The 16,028-nt window shown below is 57.5% G+C and carries 15 protein-coding genes; 9 read left to right on the forward strand and 6 right to left on the reverse strand.

Going from position 1 to position 16,028, the window contains the following annotated elements:
• Positions 1-693, reverse strand: coding sequence for an MORN repeat-containing protein (locus DSL70_RS09230; protein ID WP_119307614.1), 693 nt, complete (start codon positions 691-693; stop codon positions 1-3).
• 199 nt (positions 694-892) lie between these two features.
• Between DSL70_RS09230 and DSL70_RS09235 the strand changes: the two genes are divergently transcribed.
• Positions 893-1,294, forward strand: coding sequence for a VOC family protein (locus tag DSL70_RS09235; protein ID WP_119307896.1), 402 nt, complete (start codon positions 893-895; stop codon positions 1,292-1,294).
• 98 nt (positions 1,295-1,392) lie between these two features.
• Positions 1,393-2,226, forward strand: a complete 834-nt coding sequence (locus DSL70_RS09240) for an aldo/keto reductase (protein ID WP_119307615.1) — start codon at positions 1,393-1,395, stop codon at positions 2,224-2,226.
• A gap of 104 nt (positions 2,227-2,330) precedes the next feature.
• Here DSL70_RS09240 and DSL70_RS09245 read toward each other — a convergent pair whose 3' ends face one another.
• From DSL70_RS09245 to DSL70_RS09255, 3 genes are all read right to left on the reverse strand, one after another.
• Positions 2,331-3,263: an L-lactate dehydrogenase gene (locus DSL70_RS09245; RefSeq protein WP_119307616.1), complete on the reverse strand. Its 933-nt coding sequence runs from the start codon at positions 3,261-3,263 to the stop codon at positions 2,331-2,333.
• Positions 3,264-3,446: 183 nt separating this feature from the next.
• On the reverse strand, positions 3,447-3,914 hold the full coding sequence (locus tag DSL70_RS09250) for a DNA polymerase III subunit chi (RefSeq protein WP_119307617.1): 468 nt from the start codon (positions 3,912-3,914) through the stop codon (positions 3,447-3,449).
• A gap of 149 nt (positions 3,915-4,063) precedes the next feature.
• Positions 4,064-5,554, reverse strand: a complete 1,491-nt coding sequence (locus DSL70_RS09255; protein WP_119307618.1) for a leucyl aminopeptidase — start codon at positions 5,552-5,554, stop codon at positions 4,064-4,066.
• A gap of 367 nt (positions 5,555-5,921) precedes the next feature.
• On the opposite strand from DSL70_RS09255, the gene DSL70_RS09260 reads away from it, so the two are divergent.
• From DSL70_RS09260 to rsmA, 6 genes are all read left to right on the forward strand, one after another.
• The gene (locus DSL70_RS09260; protein WP_280955345.1) at positions 5,922-7,139 is read left to right on the forward strand and encodes an LptF/LptG family permease; all 1,218 of its coding nucleotides are present in this window, start codon (positions 5,922-5,924) and stop codon (positions 7,137-7,139) included.
• Position 7,140: 1 nt separating this feature from the next.
• Positions 7,141-8,232, forward strand: a complete 1,092-nt coding sequence (lptG, locus tag DSL70_RS09265) for an LPS export ABC transporter permease LptG (protein WP_119307620.1) — start codon at positions 7,141-7,143, stop codon at positions 8,230-8,232.
• 3 nt (positions 8,233-8,235) lie between these two features.
• The gene (locus DSL70_RS09270; protein ID WP_119307621.1) at positions 8,236-10,569 is read left to right on the forward strand and encodes an LPS-assembly protein LptD; all 2,334 of its coding nucleotides are present in this window, start codon (positions 8,236-8,238) and stop codon (positions 10,567-10,569) included.
• Between the two features lie 146 nt (positions 10,570-10,715).
• A complete protein-coding gene (locus tag DSL70_RS09275) occupies positions 10,716-11,660 on the forward strand; it encodes a peptidylprolyl isomerase (RefSeq protein WP_162916523.1) in 945 nt (314 codons plus the stop codon).
• A gap of 125 nt (positions 11,661-11,785) precedes the next feature.
• Positions 11,786-12,790: a 4-hydroxythreonine-4-phosphate dehydrogenase PdxA gene (gene pdxA, locus DSL70_RS09280; protein WP_119307623.1), complete on the forward strand. Its 1,005-nt coding sequence runs from the start codon at positions 11,786-11,788 to the stop codon at positions 12,788-12,790.
• 48 nt (positions 12,791-12,838) lie between these two features.
• Entirely contained in the window at positions 12,839-13,687 is an 849-nt protein-coding gene (gene rsmA / locus DSL70_RS09285) for a 16S rRNA (adenine(1518)-N(6)/adenine(1519)-N(6))-dimethyltransferase RsmA (RefSeq protein ID WP_119307624.1), read from the forward strand.
• A 90-nt stretch (positions 13,688-13,777) separates the two neighbouring features.
• Here the strand turns inward: rsmA and gmk are convergent, their stop codons facing one another.
• Positions 13,778-14,413: a guanylate kinase gene (gmk, locus tag DSL70_RS09290; protein WP_119307625.1), complete on the reverse strand. Its 636-nt coding sequence runs from the start codon at positions 14,411-14,413 to the stop codon at positions 13,778-13,780.
• Between the two features lie 6 nt (positions 14,414-14,419).
• Complete coding sequence (locus DSL70_RS09295) at positions 14,420-15,307, reverse strand: YicC/YloC family endoribonuclease (protein ID WP_119307897.1); 888 nt, start codon at positions 15,305-15,307, stop codon at positions 14,420-14,422.
• Positions 15,308-15,528: 221 nt separating this feature from the next.
• On the opposite strand from DSL70_RS09295, the gene DSL70_RS09300 reads away from it, so the two are divergent.
• Positions 15,529-15,966 carry a hypothetical protein gene (locus DSL70_RS09300; protein ID WP_119307626.1) on the forward strand — a complete coding sequence of 146 codons (438 nt, stop codon included), beginning with the start codon at positions 15,529-15,531 and terminating at the stop codon, positions 15,964-15,966.
• Positions 15,967-16,028 lie beyond the last annotated feature (62 nt).

Raw genomic sequence — 16,028 nt, forward strand, 5'->3', positions numbered from 1 at the left:
CTACCAGCGGTTCGCTCTGTCATAGCACTCTCGAACGGTCCCGCTGAACGGCTCGACCCTCACCTTCTGGTTATTGCGATAGAGCGCGCAGTAGGATTTGCGAGTGAGGTTGATGTGAATGACAAAGGCGCCGTGCTTCTGGCCATCCATCCAGAAACCGCGGGCCTTGTTATTCTTGGCATCGATATAGACGCCTTCACCGTTGCGCTTGCCGTTGCGCCACTGGCCGACATAGGACGTGCCTTTGGCATAGGACATCCTGCCCTGCCCCTCCATCTTGCCCTTCACCCAGTCACCGCGATAAACACTGCCACTTGGGAACTGCAGCGTGCCTTCCCCCTGACGCACATTGCGCTTGAGGTTGCCGCGATAGACGTTCCCGTTGGGATAGGAGCAAGTTCCAAACCCGGTAATCTTACCGTCGGTGAACACCCCTGAGCAGGTCGTGCCACTATCATAGCGGAAAGACCCCTGACCGGAAATCTTCCCCCAGGAGAAAGAGCCGGTATAACGGGAGCCGCTGTTGAAACGTATCTCGCCCTGTCCGTGTGGAAGTTTTCTGTTATCCTTGCCCTTGATATACTGCCCTTCATAGGTGCCATTCTTGAAGGTGATGGTGGCGGCGGTTGCCGCCGTCGTGAAAAGGCCCGCAGTCAGGCAGGCTATTGCAAGGTGGCGCGCAATTCTCTTCATGCCCTGCTCCTGTCATCAAAATACAATCGATCTGAAACAAGCATCCAGAATGCCGTATTTAACAAACAGAAACAATTTGTGCTGAGGTGCATTTCGCAAAGAGAGTCGCAATACTCGCCTAAAAGCTAGGCTCAACCGCTGCCTGAACCCGGCAAAGCACAGCTTTTCCACGTAATGCAGCAATCCCCGGGAGAATATGATGCCGCAATCCATGTCCCTTATCGCCATTGTCGTGCGCGACTATGATGAAGCGATTGCCTTCTATACCGAGAAACTCGGCTTCGAGCTGATCGATGATACCTATCAGGCAGCACAGGACAAGCGCTGGGTCGTGGTGCGCCCCAAGGGAGAAGGCAAGACCGCCTTGCTCCTTGCCCGCGCCAAGAATGACCATGAGGCCCGCTATATCGGCGATCAGGCCGGCGGCCGGGTATTTCTCTTTTTGGAGACAGACGACTTCTGGCGTGATTACCGCTTGTATCAGGAGCGCGGCATCACATTCACCCGTCCGCCACTGGAAGCGGACTATGGCACCGTTGCCGTCTTTGAAGATCTCTATGGCAACCTCTGGGATCTGGTGGAGTATTCCACCAAGGTGTAGACCCGGCATTTGCAATCGCCCTGAACTTGTGGTGACATTCAAACAACTGAAACAGAGCCACGAGCCTGGGCCGGCTATGGCGAAGGGAGGAAAAGCCAATGAAGACCGTGACATTTGGCACAGAAGATGAGGTTCCGGCACTGGGACAGGGCACCTGGTATGTGGGCGACAAACCGACCCGCAAGGCAGATGAAATCGCCGCCCTGCGCCATGGTGTGGAGCTTGGCCTCAGGCTGATCGATACGGCCGAAATGTACGGCTCGGGAAAATCCGAGCGTCTCGTCGGCGAAGCAATCGCCCCCATCCGCGATGATGTTTTTCTGGTCTCCAAGGTTCTGCCCTACAACGCCAGTTACGAGGGCACGATCGAGGCTTGCGAGAATTCCCTTTCCCGTCTCCAGACAGACCGCCTCGATCTTTACCTGCTGCATTGGCCCGGCCCCAACCCGCTGGAGGAGACCATCGCCGCGTTTGAAACGCTGCAGCGGCAGGGCAAGATCCGTCATTGGGGCGTTTCCAACTTCGACCCGAACGACATGACCGAGCTGCTCAGCACCGACGGCGGGGATCGCGTTGCCACCAATCAGGTGCTTTACAACCTCACGCGCCGCGGCATCGAGTGGGACCTGTTGCCTCAGGCGCAGGAAGACGACCTGACGATCATGGCCTATTCCCCCATCGAACAGGCCCGGCTGCTGTCCAAACCCGGGCTGGTGCAGCTGGCGGCAGATCTGTCGCTTACCCCTGCCCAACTGGCACTTGCCTGGATCATTCAGCGCACCGGCATCATTCCCATTCCCAAGGCGGGCACGATGCGCCACGTCGAGGAAAATGCCCGCGCCCTCGAGATCACGCTTTCGCCAGACACCCTTGCCGAACTCGACCGCCTTTTCCCCGCCCCCAAAGGGCCGACATCACTGGCGATTCTCTAACCTCGTCGCAAACCGGCAACAAGCCGGAGGCAAGAGAGCCTGCCAAACAAAAAGAGCCAGAGAGGGGCATCCTTCTCTGGCTCTGTCATAGTCTCGTGAGAAGCTCAGAATTTCACGGCCTCCACCGTCTGCTTGAGCATGCTTGCCGACTTGCGCAGCGCCTCATGCTCGGCTTCATCCAGCTCGGGCAACAGGTCAAGCTCAATGCCATTGCGTCCGATCACCCGCGGCACTGACAGCGAGACATGGCGCACACCCTCGACACTCGGCGTCACGATGGACAGGGACAACACCGCCTTCTCATCCTTTGCAATGGCCCGAACGATGCGTTCAAGCCCGGCCCCGATCCCGTACCAGGTCGCGCCCTTGCCGTTGATGATCGTGTAGGCAGCATTGCGGACGCCATCATCGATCCGCTCCTTGACCGATGCTGTCAGCGGCGACTTGATGTTGGCGGCGAATTCCTCAACCGTCAGAGCCCCCGCCCGTGCCGATGACCAGGCAAGAATCTCGCTGTCACCATGTTCCCCCAGCACATAAGCATGTACCGACTGCGGTGAAATGCCCAAGTGCTGGCCGATCAAATGACGGAAGCGTGCCGTATCCAGCATGGTGCCTGAACCGATCACCCGATGGGGTGGCAATCCGGACAGGCGCGTGGCAATCTGGGTCATGATATCGACCGGGTTGGAAGCAACCAGCAGGATGGTGTCCGGCGCAACGGCCAGCACCTTGCCGATGATCTGCTTGAAAACCTCGGCATTGCGCGCCAACAGATCCAGTCGGGTTTCACCCGGCTTCTGCCCGACACCGGCGGAAAGGATCACGATATCGGATCCCTCCAGTGCATCATAGTCCCCGGCGGACACCACCGTCGAGGAGACAAACGGCGTTGCATGAGCAATGTCCTGCGCCTGCGCGATGGCAAACTCGGGCTTATAGTCGACGAAAACCACCTGACTGGCAGTTCCCCGCAATGCAATGGCATATCCCGCAGCCGAGCCGACCATGCCAGCCCCAACGATTCCGACCTTCATTCAACGCCTCCTTTGAAAAAGAAATCTGCTGCCATCATAGCGCAGCAAAGGCCATCCCGGCAGACCGACAGTTCACTTTTCTTCAAACAGAACCGTGAATGGACACCGGCTGGCCGAGACCATCATAGGATAACGCAACAGCGCCAGAATAAAGGCAGCCGTTCCCTATTCACCGTTGAAATATCAGGCTTTCTTTTCCCAGCCGCCACGGGATGTCTGCTGCCAGTAGGTGACGGAATGGCCCGCATCCCTCAGTGCCTTCCAACTGGCGCGTGCTGCCTTCAGGGCCTCATCGCTGGAGCCGTCAAACATCAGGATTCCCCGCTCCAATCCGTCCAGAAGTGACAGATTCTCCTCCGGCCTTGCACCATCGACAAAAAAGCGGACGTGCGCCTTGTTGGCCGCCGCCTTGCCTGTCGAATCGATCAGGATCGGCTGCAGCTCCGCATGGGCCATGCTGGCCATGCCATGGGCAAGGAAGCTGTCATCCCGCCAGGTCCACAAATGGGTGTCGAGCGCACTGGCGCGTTCCGGACTTCCGGTCTGCACGAACGACCGCCAGCCCTTCTCAAGACATTTTTCAAGCAGCTGCGGCAAAACCGCCTCAAGCGGCTGCATCTGAAGATGATAGAAGAAGATCTCGGTCGACATTACGCTTTTCCGGAACGGGAATACTCCTGTCTGTCTAGCATGGACAGAGCATCAGACAATAGCCCCAACTGAAAATGGACGGCGCCGAACAAGGAAAAAGGCCCGGCAATGCCGGACCTTTCCCAATTTCGCGATCTATCGACACAAGATCAGCCTTCGTAATTGTCTTTCACCAGACGGTCGAGCAGACGCACGCCGAAACCGGAAGCCCAGCCCTGGCTGATTTCCGTCTTTGGCGCATCCATTGCCGTACCGGCCACATCGATATGCACCCAGTCCACATCGCCGACAAAGCGCTTGAGGAACTGGGCGGCGGTGATGGAACCGGCCCAGCGTCCACCGGTATTCTTCATGTCGGCGAACTTGCTGTCGATCATCTTGTCATATTCCTTGGCCAGCGGCAGACGCCAGACTGTCTCGCCCGTGGCTGCGCCAGAGGCACTGAGCTGGGCGCAAAGCGCGTCGCTGTTGGAGAAGATGCCGGCATTGTGCGCCCCGAGCGCCACGATGACCGCCCCTGTCAGGGTAGCCAGATCGATCATGAAGCGCGGCTTGAAGGTTTCCTTGGAATAATGCAGCAGATCCGCCAGCACCAGACGGCCTTCCGCATCGGTGTTGATCACCTCGATGGTCTGGCCGGACATGGAGGTGACGATGTCGCCCGGACGCTGGGCATTGCCGTCGGGCATGTTTTCCACGAGCCCGATGATGCCGATCGCGTTGACCTTGGCCTTGCGCTGGCAAAGGGCATGCATGAGGCCGGTAACCGCTGCCGCCCCGCCCATGTCGCCCTTCATGTCTTCCATGCCGGCAGCCGGTTTGATGGAAATGCCGCCAGAATCGAACACGACACCCTTGCCGACGAACACCAGAGGCGCTTCATCGTTGAAACCACCCATCCATTTCATGATCGCGACCCGTGGCTTGCGCACCGACCCTTGAGCCACGCCCAGAAGAGCATTCATGCCCAGTTTCTCGAGGTCGGCCAGCTTCAGGATTTCCACCTCGGCGCCAAGCTCTTCCAGAGCTTTGGCCTTGGCGGCGAACTCCTTCGGGCCAAGAACATTGGCAGGCTCGTTGACCAGATCCCGCGCCAGAATCGTGCCGTTGGAAACCGCATCATCAGTCTCCCAGATATTGGCTGCGCCTTCCGCATCGGCAGCAAGGATAGTTACCTTGGCAGCCTTGGCCGCTTCCTTGGGCTTGCCCTTTTCGGTCTTGTAGAGATCGAAGTCATAGGCGCGCAGTTTCATACCCATGGCGATCAGTGAAGCGGTTGCCGCATCGATCTCCTTGCCGTTGGCTTCGGCAACGACCATGACGCTCTTGAGCCCCTTGACCGCGCCCATGGCCGCGCCGCCAAGGGCGGCGAAGTCCCGTTCCGACAGGGCCTCATCACCAAGACCAACAAGCACGATCTGATCGAGATCAGCCCCGGCAGGCGCAAGGATGCGGATCGTCTTGCAGAAGTCACCCTTGAAATCGGCAGCCGGGATCGCGCGCCCGATTGCGCCACCACTTTTCTCGTCGAGCGACTGCCCGACGCCACCAAGCGTAAGGGACTTGTCGACAAACAACACCGCAGCCCCGGTTTCGGGAACTGACAGGGACTCAAACTGAAACGCTGGAAGAGTGGCCATGGAGGATTACTTCTTTCTGTTTTCTAAAGGGGTACCGACTGCAATCATTCACAAAAAGCAAGGATAAGAGACGTCGGCCAGATGTATGTTTCTATCATTATAGTGGGCACAGGAAAGCTGTGGTTCAAGACATCCCTGCAAACTCAGGCTTGCATAAGAACTCCGTTTGCGCAAACCGTCGCCTATATCATGTGAATGAAAGGGAAATATCTCGGATATTATCCAAGACTGCTTAACTGAAATACTAAAATGCTTGCCAGTTGAAGGTGAGCCAGCCATATATCAACCACATTCCCGAACTAGGGAAAAGAACAATGGCCAGGATTCTGACGAACAGATCATGAAGCTGATCGAGCGATACATATTTATGCGCGCCGCGACCGCATTTCTCATGACAGTCACTGTGCTGACCGCAATCGTGTGGCTGACGCAGGCCTTGCGTGACATGGATCTGGTGACCGCCAAGGGCCAGACCATCCTGATCTTCATTTCCATGACCTCTCTGGTGCTGCCAACGCTGGTGATGACCATTGCCCCCTTTGCCGTGCTCATCGCGGTGGCGGTCACGCTCAACAACCTCAATGCCGACAGTGAGCTGGTGGTGATCAACGCAACCAGCGCGCCGCCATGGGTCGTGGTCAAGCCTATCGTCATTCTCGGGCTGGTCGCAACCCTTCTGGGTGGCTATCTCAGCCTCTATGCCGCCCCCGAGGCGCTTGGGTCCCTGCGCGGGTTCATCACTCAGGTGCGCGCCGACCTTGTCGCCAACATCGTCAAGGAAGGCATCTTCTCCGAGATCGAGGATGGCATGACCTTCCACATCCAGAAAAGAGAGCCCAACGGCATCATGCGTGGCCTGTTCCTTTCGGATGAACGCGACCCGCAGAAGCATATTGTCTATTCTTCGGAATTTGCCCAGATCATCGAAACCAACGCGGGCACATTCCTGAGCATGGAAAACGGCACCATCCAGCAGCAGCAGACCAAAGCCACCAAATCCGGCGAGATTGACGAAACCAACCCGGATTTTGCTTCGGTCAACATCATCAGTTTTGATTCCTATGCCATCGACCTGTCGAAATTCACCGGCGTCGATGACAGCCAGCCGAAATTCTTCAAGCCAAGAGAGCTGACCACCGACGCTCTCCTGTATCCGGACAAGGACGACCCGACGATCTCCCGCCAACCCGGCGTGGCCCGATCCGAATTGCACGACCGCTTCACCAACCCGCTCTACAATCTTGTGTTTGCCACCATCGTTGCGGCCTTTCTGGCTCAGGTGCGCACCACCCGCGAGCGACGCGGCAGCGCCATTCTGGTCGCCATTGTCCTCGTCTCCGGCCTGCGTCTGGGAGGCTTCGGTCTGACCAGCCTGGCCATCCAAACCCCGGTTGCCGTCCCCTTCATGTATGCGTTGCCAATCCTGTCGATTCTGGTCGGTCTGTGGATCGTGCTCAGCGGTCGCCGCCTGACCGCGATGGACAATCTCATCAGGATTATGGAGTTGTTTAACGACCGCATTTTGCATATGGTCGGAAAACTGCGGCGCAAGCCCAAACCGAAAGCGCCGATCCTAGAGCCGTGACATGATGCCCACTATCATCTTCCGTTATTTTGCAAAGCGGTTTCTCTGGTCGATTCTGGCGATTTTCCTCGGCTGTTTTCTGCTTATCCTGCTGGTCGACTATGTCGAGCTGATCCGTCGTGGCGGCAACAAGGAAACCGCCGACGCCTTCAGCCTGTTCCTGATGTCGCTTTACCGGGTGCCTGAACTGACCGAAAGAATCCTGCCGTTTGCCACGTTGTTCGGCTCGATTGCGGCATTTCTCAGCCTGTCCCGTCGCCTTGAACTGGTGATCGTCCGCGCCTCGGGCATGTCGGCATGGCAGTTTGTCAGCCCCGCGCTGTTTGTCGCCCTGGCCATCGGTGTCTTTGCCACCACGGTCTACAATCCCGGTGTCGCCATTCTCAAGGAAAAGTCGCTGGAAATCGATGCGCGCATTTTCGGCGCTAGTTTCTCGACCAGTGGACAACCGGCGAGCCAGGGGTGGGTACAGCAGAAGGGCGAAGATGGCGACTCGATCCTCAAGGCCCGAGCCACCTTCGACAACGGCCGCCAGCTCGGCGGCGTCACCGTTTTCTCCTATGATTCCGAAGGCAAGTTCATTGAACGGGTCGATGCGAAATCGGCGGAACTGGAGCCCGGCTACTGGCATCTGTCCGACGTTCTGGTCAGTTCCGCCAGCGCCGCCCCACGCCACTATGACACCTACCTCGTCAGCACCCACCTGACGCCTCAGGAAGCCAGCGAAACCATCGCCAATCCTGATTCTGTGCCCTTCTGGGACCTGCCTGCGATCATCGATCAGGCCAGTCGCGCCGGATTGCCTGCGTATAAATATCGCCTGCGTTATCAAACTCTTTTGGCAAAACCGCTGCTTTTGGCCGCAATGGTCCTGATTGCCGCAACAGTGTCCCTTAAAATTTTTCGCTTTGGCAATGTGGGAAAGATGATTCTGGGTGGCGTTATCGCTGGCTTCGTGCTTTATGTAGTCACAGAATTAGCTAAAGATTTAGGAAATACAGGGTTGGTTAACCCAATTCTGTCAGCTTGGCTTCCAGCGATTGTGGCATCCTTGATGGGTTTCTCAATTTTATTGTATCAGGAGGACGGATAAAGTATGCGTCGTACCGTCCAGACCGCATTTTGGAATGAAACTGTTTCCCGTGCAGACAAGGTTGCTCGTCTGCGCGCTGGCCTGCTTGCGTCAGTACTCCTGATTGCGCCGTCATCTGCCCTTGCCGCCACTGCGCAGGACATGCTTTCCGGCGCCAAGATCCAGAAGCCCGACGAGAATTCCCGCATGCTGGTTGAAGCCGACCAGATGGTCTATGACTATGACAACGAGCGTGTATCCGCAGTTGGCCATGTCCAGATCTATTATGGCGACTACACCCTGCAGGCCGACAAGGTTACCTACAATCAGAAATCCGCTCGCCTGATTGCCGATGGCAATGTGCGCATCACGGAGCCCGGCGGCAACGTGATGACGGCGAACTATATCGACATTACCGAGGATTTCCGCACCGGTTTTGTCCGGTCCCTGCGCGTTCAGACACCCGAGAAAGCCCGCTTTGCGGCCGACAAGGCCGAACGCCGCGACGACGACATCACCATCTTCGACAAAGGTGTCTACACCACTTGCGAGCCGTGCCGTGACAACCCTCAGAAATCACCGCTCTGGCAGATCAAGGCCTCCCGGATCATCTACAATTCCAAAGACAAGATGGTCTATTACAAGGCCGCCAAGTTCGAGTTTCTTGGTGTCCCGCTGCTCTACACCCCCTATCTGGCCCATCCGGATCCTTCCCGCAAACGCAGTTCGGGCTTTCTGGCCCCACGTGGCGGCTATAACAGCGATCTGGGCTATTATGCCACTCCGCGCTACTTCTGGGCGCCGTCCGACAGCTATGACATCACCTTCTCGCCGACCTACTATTCCAAGCAGGGTCTCATGGCGAATGCGACATGGCGTCAGCATGTCGGCATCGGCACCTACAATGTGCGCGTAGCTGGCATCTCGCAGCAGGACAAGAGCGCCTTTGCAGGCACGAGCGGCTACAAGGATTTCCGTGGCGCTGTCGAGAGCGCCGGCGAGCTCAATCTTTCCAGCAAGTGGAAATTCGGCTGGGACGTCTCCCTGCTCTCGGACAAGCTTTTCCTGCGCGATTACAAGCTGATCGGCGACGTGGAAGACAAGCGCTCCACGCTCTATCTGGTCGGCCAGGGTGAGCGCAACTATTTTGACGCCCGCGCCAACTACTACAACATCATGACCGACAGCCTGAACCAGTCGGAACAGGCCGTGGTTCATCCGTCGATCGATTACAGCGCCTTTTCCGAGAATCCGATTGTCGGCGGCGAAGGGCGGATCAAGATCAACTCCACCTCGATCACCCGCGACGAACTGAGCCAGACGACCGTTGGCGGCGTGACCCGCACCGATGGTGTCAGCGGCACCTATAACCGCACCAGCGTCGAAGCCAGTTGGAAGCGCAAGATCATCGCACCGGGTGGCCAGGTCATCACGCCGTTCACCTCCCTGCGCGGCGACGTCTACTGGATGCCGAGCCAGTCCGGCGCACCGGCTGCGCTGGTTGACGAGTCGATTGCACTGAGGGGCACGCCGACTGTCGGTGTCGACTATCGTCTGCCAATCCTGATTTCGGCCGGCAACACCTCGCATATCATCGAACCGATTGCACAGGTCATTGCCAGCCCCAATGAAACCCATATCGGCAAGTTGCCGAATGACGATTCGCAGAGCCTGATTTTCGACGACACCATCCTGTTCGACCCGAACAAGTTCTCCGGCTATGACCGCGTCGAAGGTGGCACCCGCGCCAATATCGGCTTCCAGTATCGCATGCAGATGGCCAATGGCTGGTCTGTCAACGCGCTGGCTGGCCGTTCCATTCATCTGGCCGGGACCAACTCCTTCTCGACCGATGACCTGACGAGCACGGGCCTTGACAGTGGCCTCGACAAGTCCCGGTCCGACTATGTCGCCCGCGTAGGCGTCAACAGCAACAAGGGCATTGCAGCCGTTGCACGCGGTCGCTTTGATGCCGATACCGCAGAGCTGAAGTTTGCGTCCCTCTCCGCTTCCGGCACCTATGACCGCTATTCCGGCTCCATCGGCTATGCCTATACCGACAAGCGACCTTCGGCGGGCATTGATGAAGTGCGTCAGGAAATTACGACCACCGCAAACATCAAATTTGCCGACTTCTGGTCTGTTGGCGGTTCCAGTCAGTATGACATTTCCGGTCGCGGTCTTGTAAGTGGTTCTGTGCGGCTGAAGTATGAAGACGAGTGTTTCGCCGTGAGTCTGAAATACTCCCAGACCCGCGAGACCTATTCGGATACGACCAGCGACAAGACGGTCATGCTGCAGTTTGATTTCAAATCGCTGGCAGATGGTCAGTTGAGCTATTCCAGAGAATCCAACTAGGAAAGCCGCTGGCCGTCTTCAGTTAGCCGCAATTTATTGCATAATGATCCGGCGTCAATCGTGGACAAAAATGACGCGCTTCTGCAGGCAGGCTTGCGGAATGTCCACTGACAAATCGTTTTAATAGCACCGTGATGAGCCCTTTCATGAAGCACGTTCAATTGAAGAAGACCTTGTCAATTTTCGCCCTTGCCGTGTTCGTCCTGTCGGCGAGTGCGCAAATCCAGCGTGCTGTGGCCAGCACGATCAAGGCCGTCGTCAATGGTGCTGTGATAACGGATTTCGACATCGCACAGCGGCAGCGACTGGAACGCCTGCTTTCCGGTGGACGACGGACCCTTGGCTCCACCGCAGCCCTCAATGTGCTCATCGATGACAAGCTCAAGCTGTTTGAAGCGCGTAACCGCAACATGACCCCGTCAGACGGTCAGATCGAGAACGCCATCCAGAACATGGCCCGCAACGCCAAGATGGACAAGAAACGCCTCGTTTCGATTTTCAGTCAGGCAGGCGTCAATATCGAGACCCTGAAGGATTGGCTGAAGGTCCAGCTCTCCTGGCGAGATCTGGTGGAAGCCCGTTTCAACACGCAGGTTCATGTGGACGAGGCCGAAATCTACCAGATGCTGAATGATCAGGCCAAGAAGGACGGCACCGTGCAGGATGCCATCCAGTTCGACCTGACACGCGTGCTTTTCATCACTCGGGCGAAAGCCTCCAGCGCTGCCAAGAATCAGCGGCTGGTCGAAGCAAAACGGTTCCAGAGCCGGTTTGCTTCCTGTGAGAAAGATCTTGAAGCCGCTCGCAATCTGACCGACGTTGCCGTTGAGCGCATCGGACGCAAATCGACCACAGACCTGCCGGAGCCCCTTGCCAAGCGCCTGAGGGATACGGAGGTCAACAAGCTGACGCCGCCAATCCAGGTCGGTGATGGATATGAAATGGTCGCCGTTTGCGGCAAGAAGGACCTTGGTAAACAGGCAACCCTGCGCACCGAGGTGCAGACCAAGCTTCGCGATGAAAAAAGCAAGGTGATGGAACGCAAATACATCTCCGAGCTGCGCGCCACCGCCATCATCGACAAGCGCTAACCCCAATATGCGCCTATCCAACGGCTGTTGTATGGTATAATACTCATTATTGTGCCAAAAAGTCAGTCTCTGCCGCCTGCGGCAGGGACCTTTTGTTTTCAATCATCGATATCCGGAATAATTCCATGGCTTCCAATCGCGATATTCTGGCTGTATCCATCGGCGAACCCGCCGGGATTGGCCCTGAAATCATCCTCAAGGCTTGGCTTTCGAGGGAAAAGGAAGGGCTGAACCCCTTCGTCGTCTTCAGCGATCCCGAGCTCTTGAAGGCGCGCGCGCGTCTGTTCGGCCTGACCGTTCCGGTACGGGTTTGCAAGCCGGAGGAGGTGTTCGACGCCTTCCCTATGACCTTGCCGGTGATTCCCCTTGAAAACAAGCTGAGTGACAATCCCGGCGAGCTGGAAGTCTGCAACGCACCCGGCGTCATCGAGTCGATCGAAAAGGCAACCGACGCCGTCTTGACCGGTCAGGCAAAGGCCATCGTTACGCTTCCGATCCAGAAGGCCAATCTCTACGACTACGGCTTCAAGCATCCCGGCCACACCGAATTCCTCGGCGCGCTCTCCGAGCAGCATACAGGCCAGAAGGTTCAGCCCGTCATGATGCTTGCAGGCCCGGAATTGCGAACCATCCCGGTCACCGGCCACATCGCGATCAACCGGGTTGCACCTTCCCTGACCCCTGAATTGCTGGAAAGCATCACCCGGATCACGATTCACGACCTGCAAACCCGGTTCGGCATCGACAAACCGAAGATCGCCATTGCTGGTCTCAATCCGCATGCAGGCGAAGGCGGCGCCATGGGCAAGGAAGATGCTACGATTATCGCACCGGTCATCGAGAAGCTGAAGAAGGAAGGCTTTGCCGTTACCGGCCCGCATCCGGCAGACACCCTGTTCAACAAGAATGCGCGCAAGAAATATGATGTCGCGCTGGCTATGTATCACGATCAGGCGCTGATTCCGGTCAAGACCATCGCTTTTGACGAAACCGTCAATGTCACGCTTGGGCTGCCTTTCATGCGCACATCACCTGACCATGGCACGGCGCTGGACATTGCCACCAAGGGCATTGCCAATCCGTCCAGCCTGTTGGCTGCTCTCAAGCTGGCCAACGAAGTGAAGATTTGATAATCAGGACAAATCTGAGATTCGTCGGCAAGCTTGAAAGACACATGAATGGCCCAGATTGATGATCTTCCGCCCCTGAGGGACGTAATAGAACGGCACGACCTGCGGGCCAAGAAAAGTCTGGGCCAGAATTTCCTGCTCGACCTCAACCTGACCTGCCGTATCGCCCGCTCCGCGGGCGATCTGACCAACCATACGGTCATCGAGGTCGGCCCCGGCCCCGGCGGTCTAACCCGTGCGCTGCTGCATGAAGGCGCAAAGCGGGTCATCGCCATCGAGATGGACCCGCGCGCGCTTGGTGCCCTTGAAGAGATTTCGGCCCATTATCCCGGCCGTCTGGAAGTCATCGAAGGCGATGCGCTCAAGGTCGACATGGCCAGCCTGGTGGATGAGGGGCCCGTGCGGATCGTCGCCAACCTGCCCTACAATGTCGGCACGCAACTGCTGCTGAACTGGCTGGAACTGGACCCATGGCCCCCCTTCTACGAATCGCTCACGCTGATGTTCCAGAAGGAAGTGGCAGAGCGCATCATCGCCACGGAAGAAGACAAGGCCTATGGCCGCCTTGGCGTCATCGCAGGCTGGCGCACCCACGCCGACAAGCTGTTCGACGTGGCAAAGGAATGCTTCAGCCCGCCGCCCAAGGTCACCTCCTCCATTGTGCATCTGACCCCGAAGGCCAATCCCCTTCCCTGCAATCTGCGCTCGCTGGAACAGGTAACGGCCGCCGCCTTTGGTCAGCGCCGCAAGATGCTCCGTCAGAGCCTCAAGAGCCTCAATGTCGATCACCTCGCCCTCATCGAGGATGCAGGGCTTGATCCGACCCAGCGGGCCGAAACCGTCTCTGTGGAAGGGTTTGTCGCCATGGCCAATTGTCTTGACCGCATGCGCAACTAAGCGCCTGCAAACACTCAACCCTATAGCAACAAAAGGCCCGGACACGCATGCATCCGGGCCTTTTGCATTGCTACAGAAACTGGTTCGAGATCAGTTGGCAAGCATGCCTTCAACGAAGCTGCGGGCTCCAATCACCCGTTCGCGCTTGTGGCGCTCGGCCTCCAGAATGGCGGAAACGGCTGCAAAGGCCTTCTCCAGATCATCATTGACGATGACATAGTCATATTCGTCCCAGTGGCTGATTTCGACGCGCGCATTATGCAGACGGCGCTCGATGACATCCTCGGAGTCTTCCGCCCGGCGAATAAGGCGATTCTTCAGTTCAGCCATGGAAGGCGGCAGCACGAATACCGTCACGATGTCCTTGCGGGCAGCCTTTTTCATCTGCAACGTACCCTGCCAGTCGATATCGAACAGCACGTCCTTGCCCTTCGACAGGGCCTCTTCAACCGGATCCCGCGGCGTGCCATAGAAATTGGAATGCACCTCAGCCCACTCCAGAAGATCGCCCCGATCCCGCATGGACACGAACTGCCGTTCGGACATGAAGTGATAATGCACGCCATCAATCTCGCTGCCGCGCTTGGGCCGCGTCGTGGCGGAAACGGAAAGCTGCAGATTGTCTTGCCTAGCCAGCAGATTGCGGCAGATGGTCGACTTGCCTGCGCCGGAGGGGGATGAAAGGACCAGCATCAACCCGCGTCGGATCATGGTATTTTCCGTCATTTTGGTTCACTCGACATTTTGGATTTGTTCACGCAGCTGCTCGATCGTTGCCTTGAGATCAAGGCCAATCGCGGTGAGGCTGGTGTCGTTGGATTTTGAACAGAGGGTGTTGGCCTCGCGGTTGAATTCCTGCGCCAGAAAGTCAAGCTTGCGCCCCACCGGCTTGTCTTCGGCAACAAGCGCCCGCACGGCAGCACAATGGGCATAGAGCCGGTCCAGCTCTTCCCGGACGTCGGCCTTGCCAGCCAGCAGCACGGCTTCCTGATAGAGCCGGTCCTCATCAAGGGACTTTTCCGCTTCCATGATGCGCTCGATCTGCTGGCGGAGCTTGGCCTTGATGACATCAGCTGTCCGGGCCGGACAGTCCTCGGCCTGACGGGTCAGGCTTTCCAGCTCCTCGACCCGCTGCATCACGACCTTTTCAAGGGCCACACCTTCGCTCTGGCGCATTTTCATCAGATCACTGATGGCCTCCTTGAAACTGCCGAGCATCGCCTCAAGCAGCGCTTCATGAAGCTCTTCGCTTTCCCGTTCCTCAACCTGCTCCATGACCCCCTTGATGGAGAGAATGCCGTCAAGGCTGGGCTCGCTCGCATCAACCCGCCCCCGGATCGACGCCATGGCCTCCAGCACGGAATCAAGCACCTGCTGGTTGATCTTCATGGTCTGGGTCGGCTCTTCATGCTGTACGGTCAGATTGACGTAGCAGGAGCCGCGCGACAGCCGCTCGCCCATGATCGCGCGCACCGGGCGGTCGAGATCATCGAACCCGGCAGGCAGACGCAGACGCAGGTCCAGCCCCTTGCCGTTGACCGTCTTGATTTCCCAGGTCCAGTTATATCTGCCAAAATTTCCACCCGTGCGAGTGAAACCGGTCATGCTAACAAGCGTCATGATGATCTTTCCTTGGATTGCCCAGCGAGCAGAAATGCATGCCACGCTGTCCTGCGCGCATACCATCAGGATCGACAGGCGACCTGTCAAGCCCACCAGCCTCCGTGACACAGCAAAATGAGTGACAATTCAACCCTGCAATGTTTTACTGCGGAAAAAGCAATGCCAGATAGAGGCTAGCCCTCTTCCACCCTTTCAATCCCTGAGGCAAGGCAACAGGCATGCCGCATCAGAAGGCCATAGAAACCCTTGAGCGATTCACGCTTTTGCCAGTCTCCAAGGCGAGCCTGTGCGCCAGTTTTGCCCTCCTCTATCTGACCCGCACCGGCCTCAGGCTGACAGAAGATCCGCTCTATACCGAGTCGATGAAAGGTGTTGTCTCGCGCACTCAGCACGGGGTCGATCTGGGCTGGGATTTCGAGACGGGCTTCATCCTTTCCCACGCCACCGGGCAACGCAAGATCGTCCTGAGGAGCAGTCATGCCGACCTTGAGGCCATCCGTTATTTCATCGAGGTCGAGGACATAGTCCCCCAGACCGAAACACCATTGAAGCTGCGGGTCAGCATCCCGCTTGAGATTTCCGGCGAAGAGGACATCCGGCACGCTCTTTCCAGTGCAGCAGTCATCTTTGAGAATGACCGGGAGCAGATCCACTAGCCCGTTACCGGCGCACCCTTGGCCCATTTCGGTCGATAGAAAAAGGGCGACCGCAGGATCCC

The organism is Cohaesibacter haloalkalitolerans, assembly GCF_003574655.1.
GTDB lineage: Bacteria > Pseudomonadota > Alphaproteobacteria > Rhizobiales > Cohaesibacteraceae > Cohaesibacter > Cohaesibacter haloalkalitolerans.

Bases quoted from the DNA above. Each gene is read 5' to 3' on its own strand.
- DSL70_RS09230 (WP_119307614.1), bottom strand. From the start codon at position 693: ATGAAGAGAATTGCGCGCCACCTTGCAATAGCCTGCCTGACTGCGGGC.
- DSL70_RS09235 (WP_119307896.1), top strand. From the start codon at position 893: ATGCCGCAATCCATGTCCCTTATCGCCATTGTCGTGCGCGACTATGAT.
- DSL70_RS09240 (WP_119307615.1), top strand. From the start codon at position 1,393: ATGAAGACCGTGACATTTGGCACAGAAGATGAGGTTCCGGCACTGGGA.
- DSL70_RS09245 (WP_119307616.1), bottom strand. From the start codon at position 3,263: ATGAAGGTCGGAATCGTTGGGGCTGGCATGGTCGGCTCGGCTGCGGGA.
- DSL70_RS09250 (WP_119307617.1), bottom strand. From the start codon at position 3,914: ATGTCGACCGAGATCTTCTTCTATCATCTTCAGATGCAGCCGCTTGAG.
- DSL70_RS09255 (WP_119307618.1), bottom strand. From the start codon at position 5,554: ATGGCCACTCTTCCAGCGTTTCAGTTTGAGTCCCTGTCAGTTCCCGAA.
- DSL70_RS09260 (WP_280955345.1), top strand. From the start codon at position 5,922: ATGCGCGCCGCGACCGCATTTCTCATGACAGTCACTGTGCTGACCGCA.
- lptG (WP_119307620.1), top strand. From the start codon at position 7,141: ATGATGCCCACTATCATCTTCCGTTATTTTGCAAAGCGGTTTCTCTGG.
- DSL70_RS09270 (WP_119307621.1), top strand. From the start codon at position 8,236: ATGCGTCGTACCGTCCAGACCGCATTTTGGAATGAAACTGTTTCCCGT.
- DSL70_RS09275 (WP_162916523.1), top strand. From the start codon at position 10,716: ATGAAGCACGTTCAATTGAAGAAGACCTTGTCAATTTTCGCCCTTGCC.
- pdxA (WP_119307623.1), top strand. From the start codon at position 11,786: ATGGCTTCCAATCGCGATATTCTGGCTGTATCCATCGGCGAACCCGCC.
- rsmA (WP_119307624.1), top strand. From the start codon at position 12,839: ATGGCCCAGATTGATGATCTTCCGCCCCTGAGGGACGTAATAGAACGG.
- gmk (WP_119307625.1), bottom strand. From the start codon at position 14,413: ATGACGGAAAATACCATGATCCGACGCGGGTTGATGCTGGTCCTTTCA.
- DSL70_RS09295 (WP_119307897.1), bottom strand. From the start codon at position 15,307: ATGACGCTTGTTAGCATGACCGGTTTCACTCGCACGGGTGGAAATTTT.
- DSL70_RS09300 (WP_119307626.1), top strand. From the start codon at position 15,529: ATGCCGCATCAGAAGGCCATAGAAACCCTTGAGCGATTCACGCTTTTG.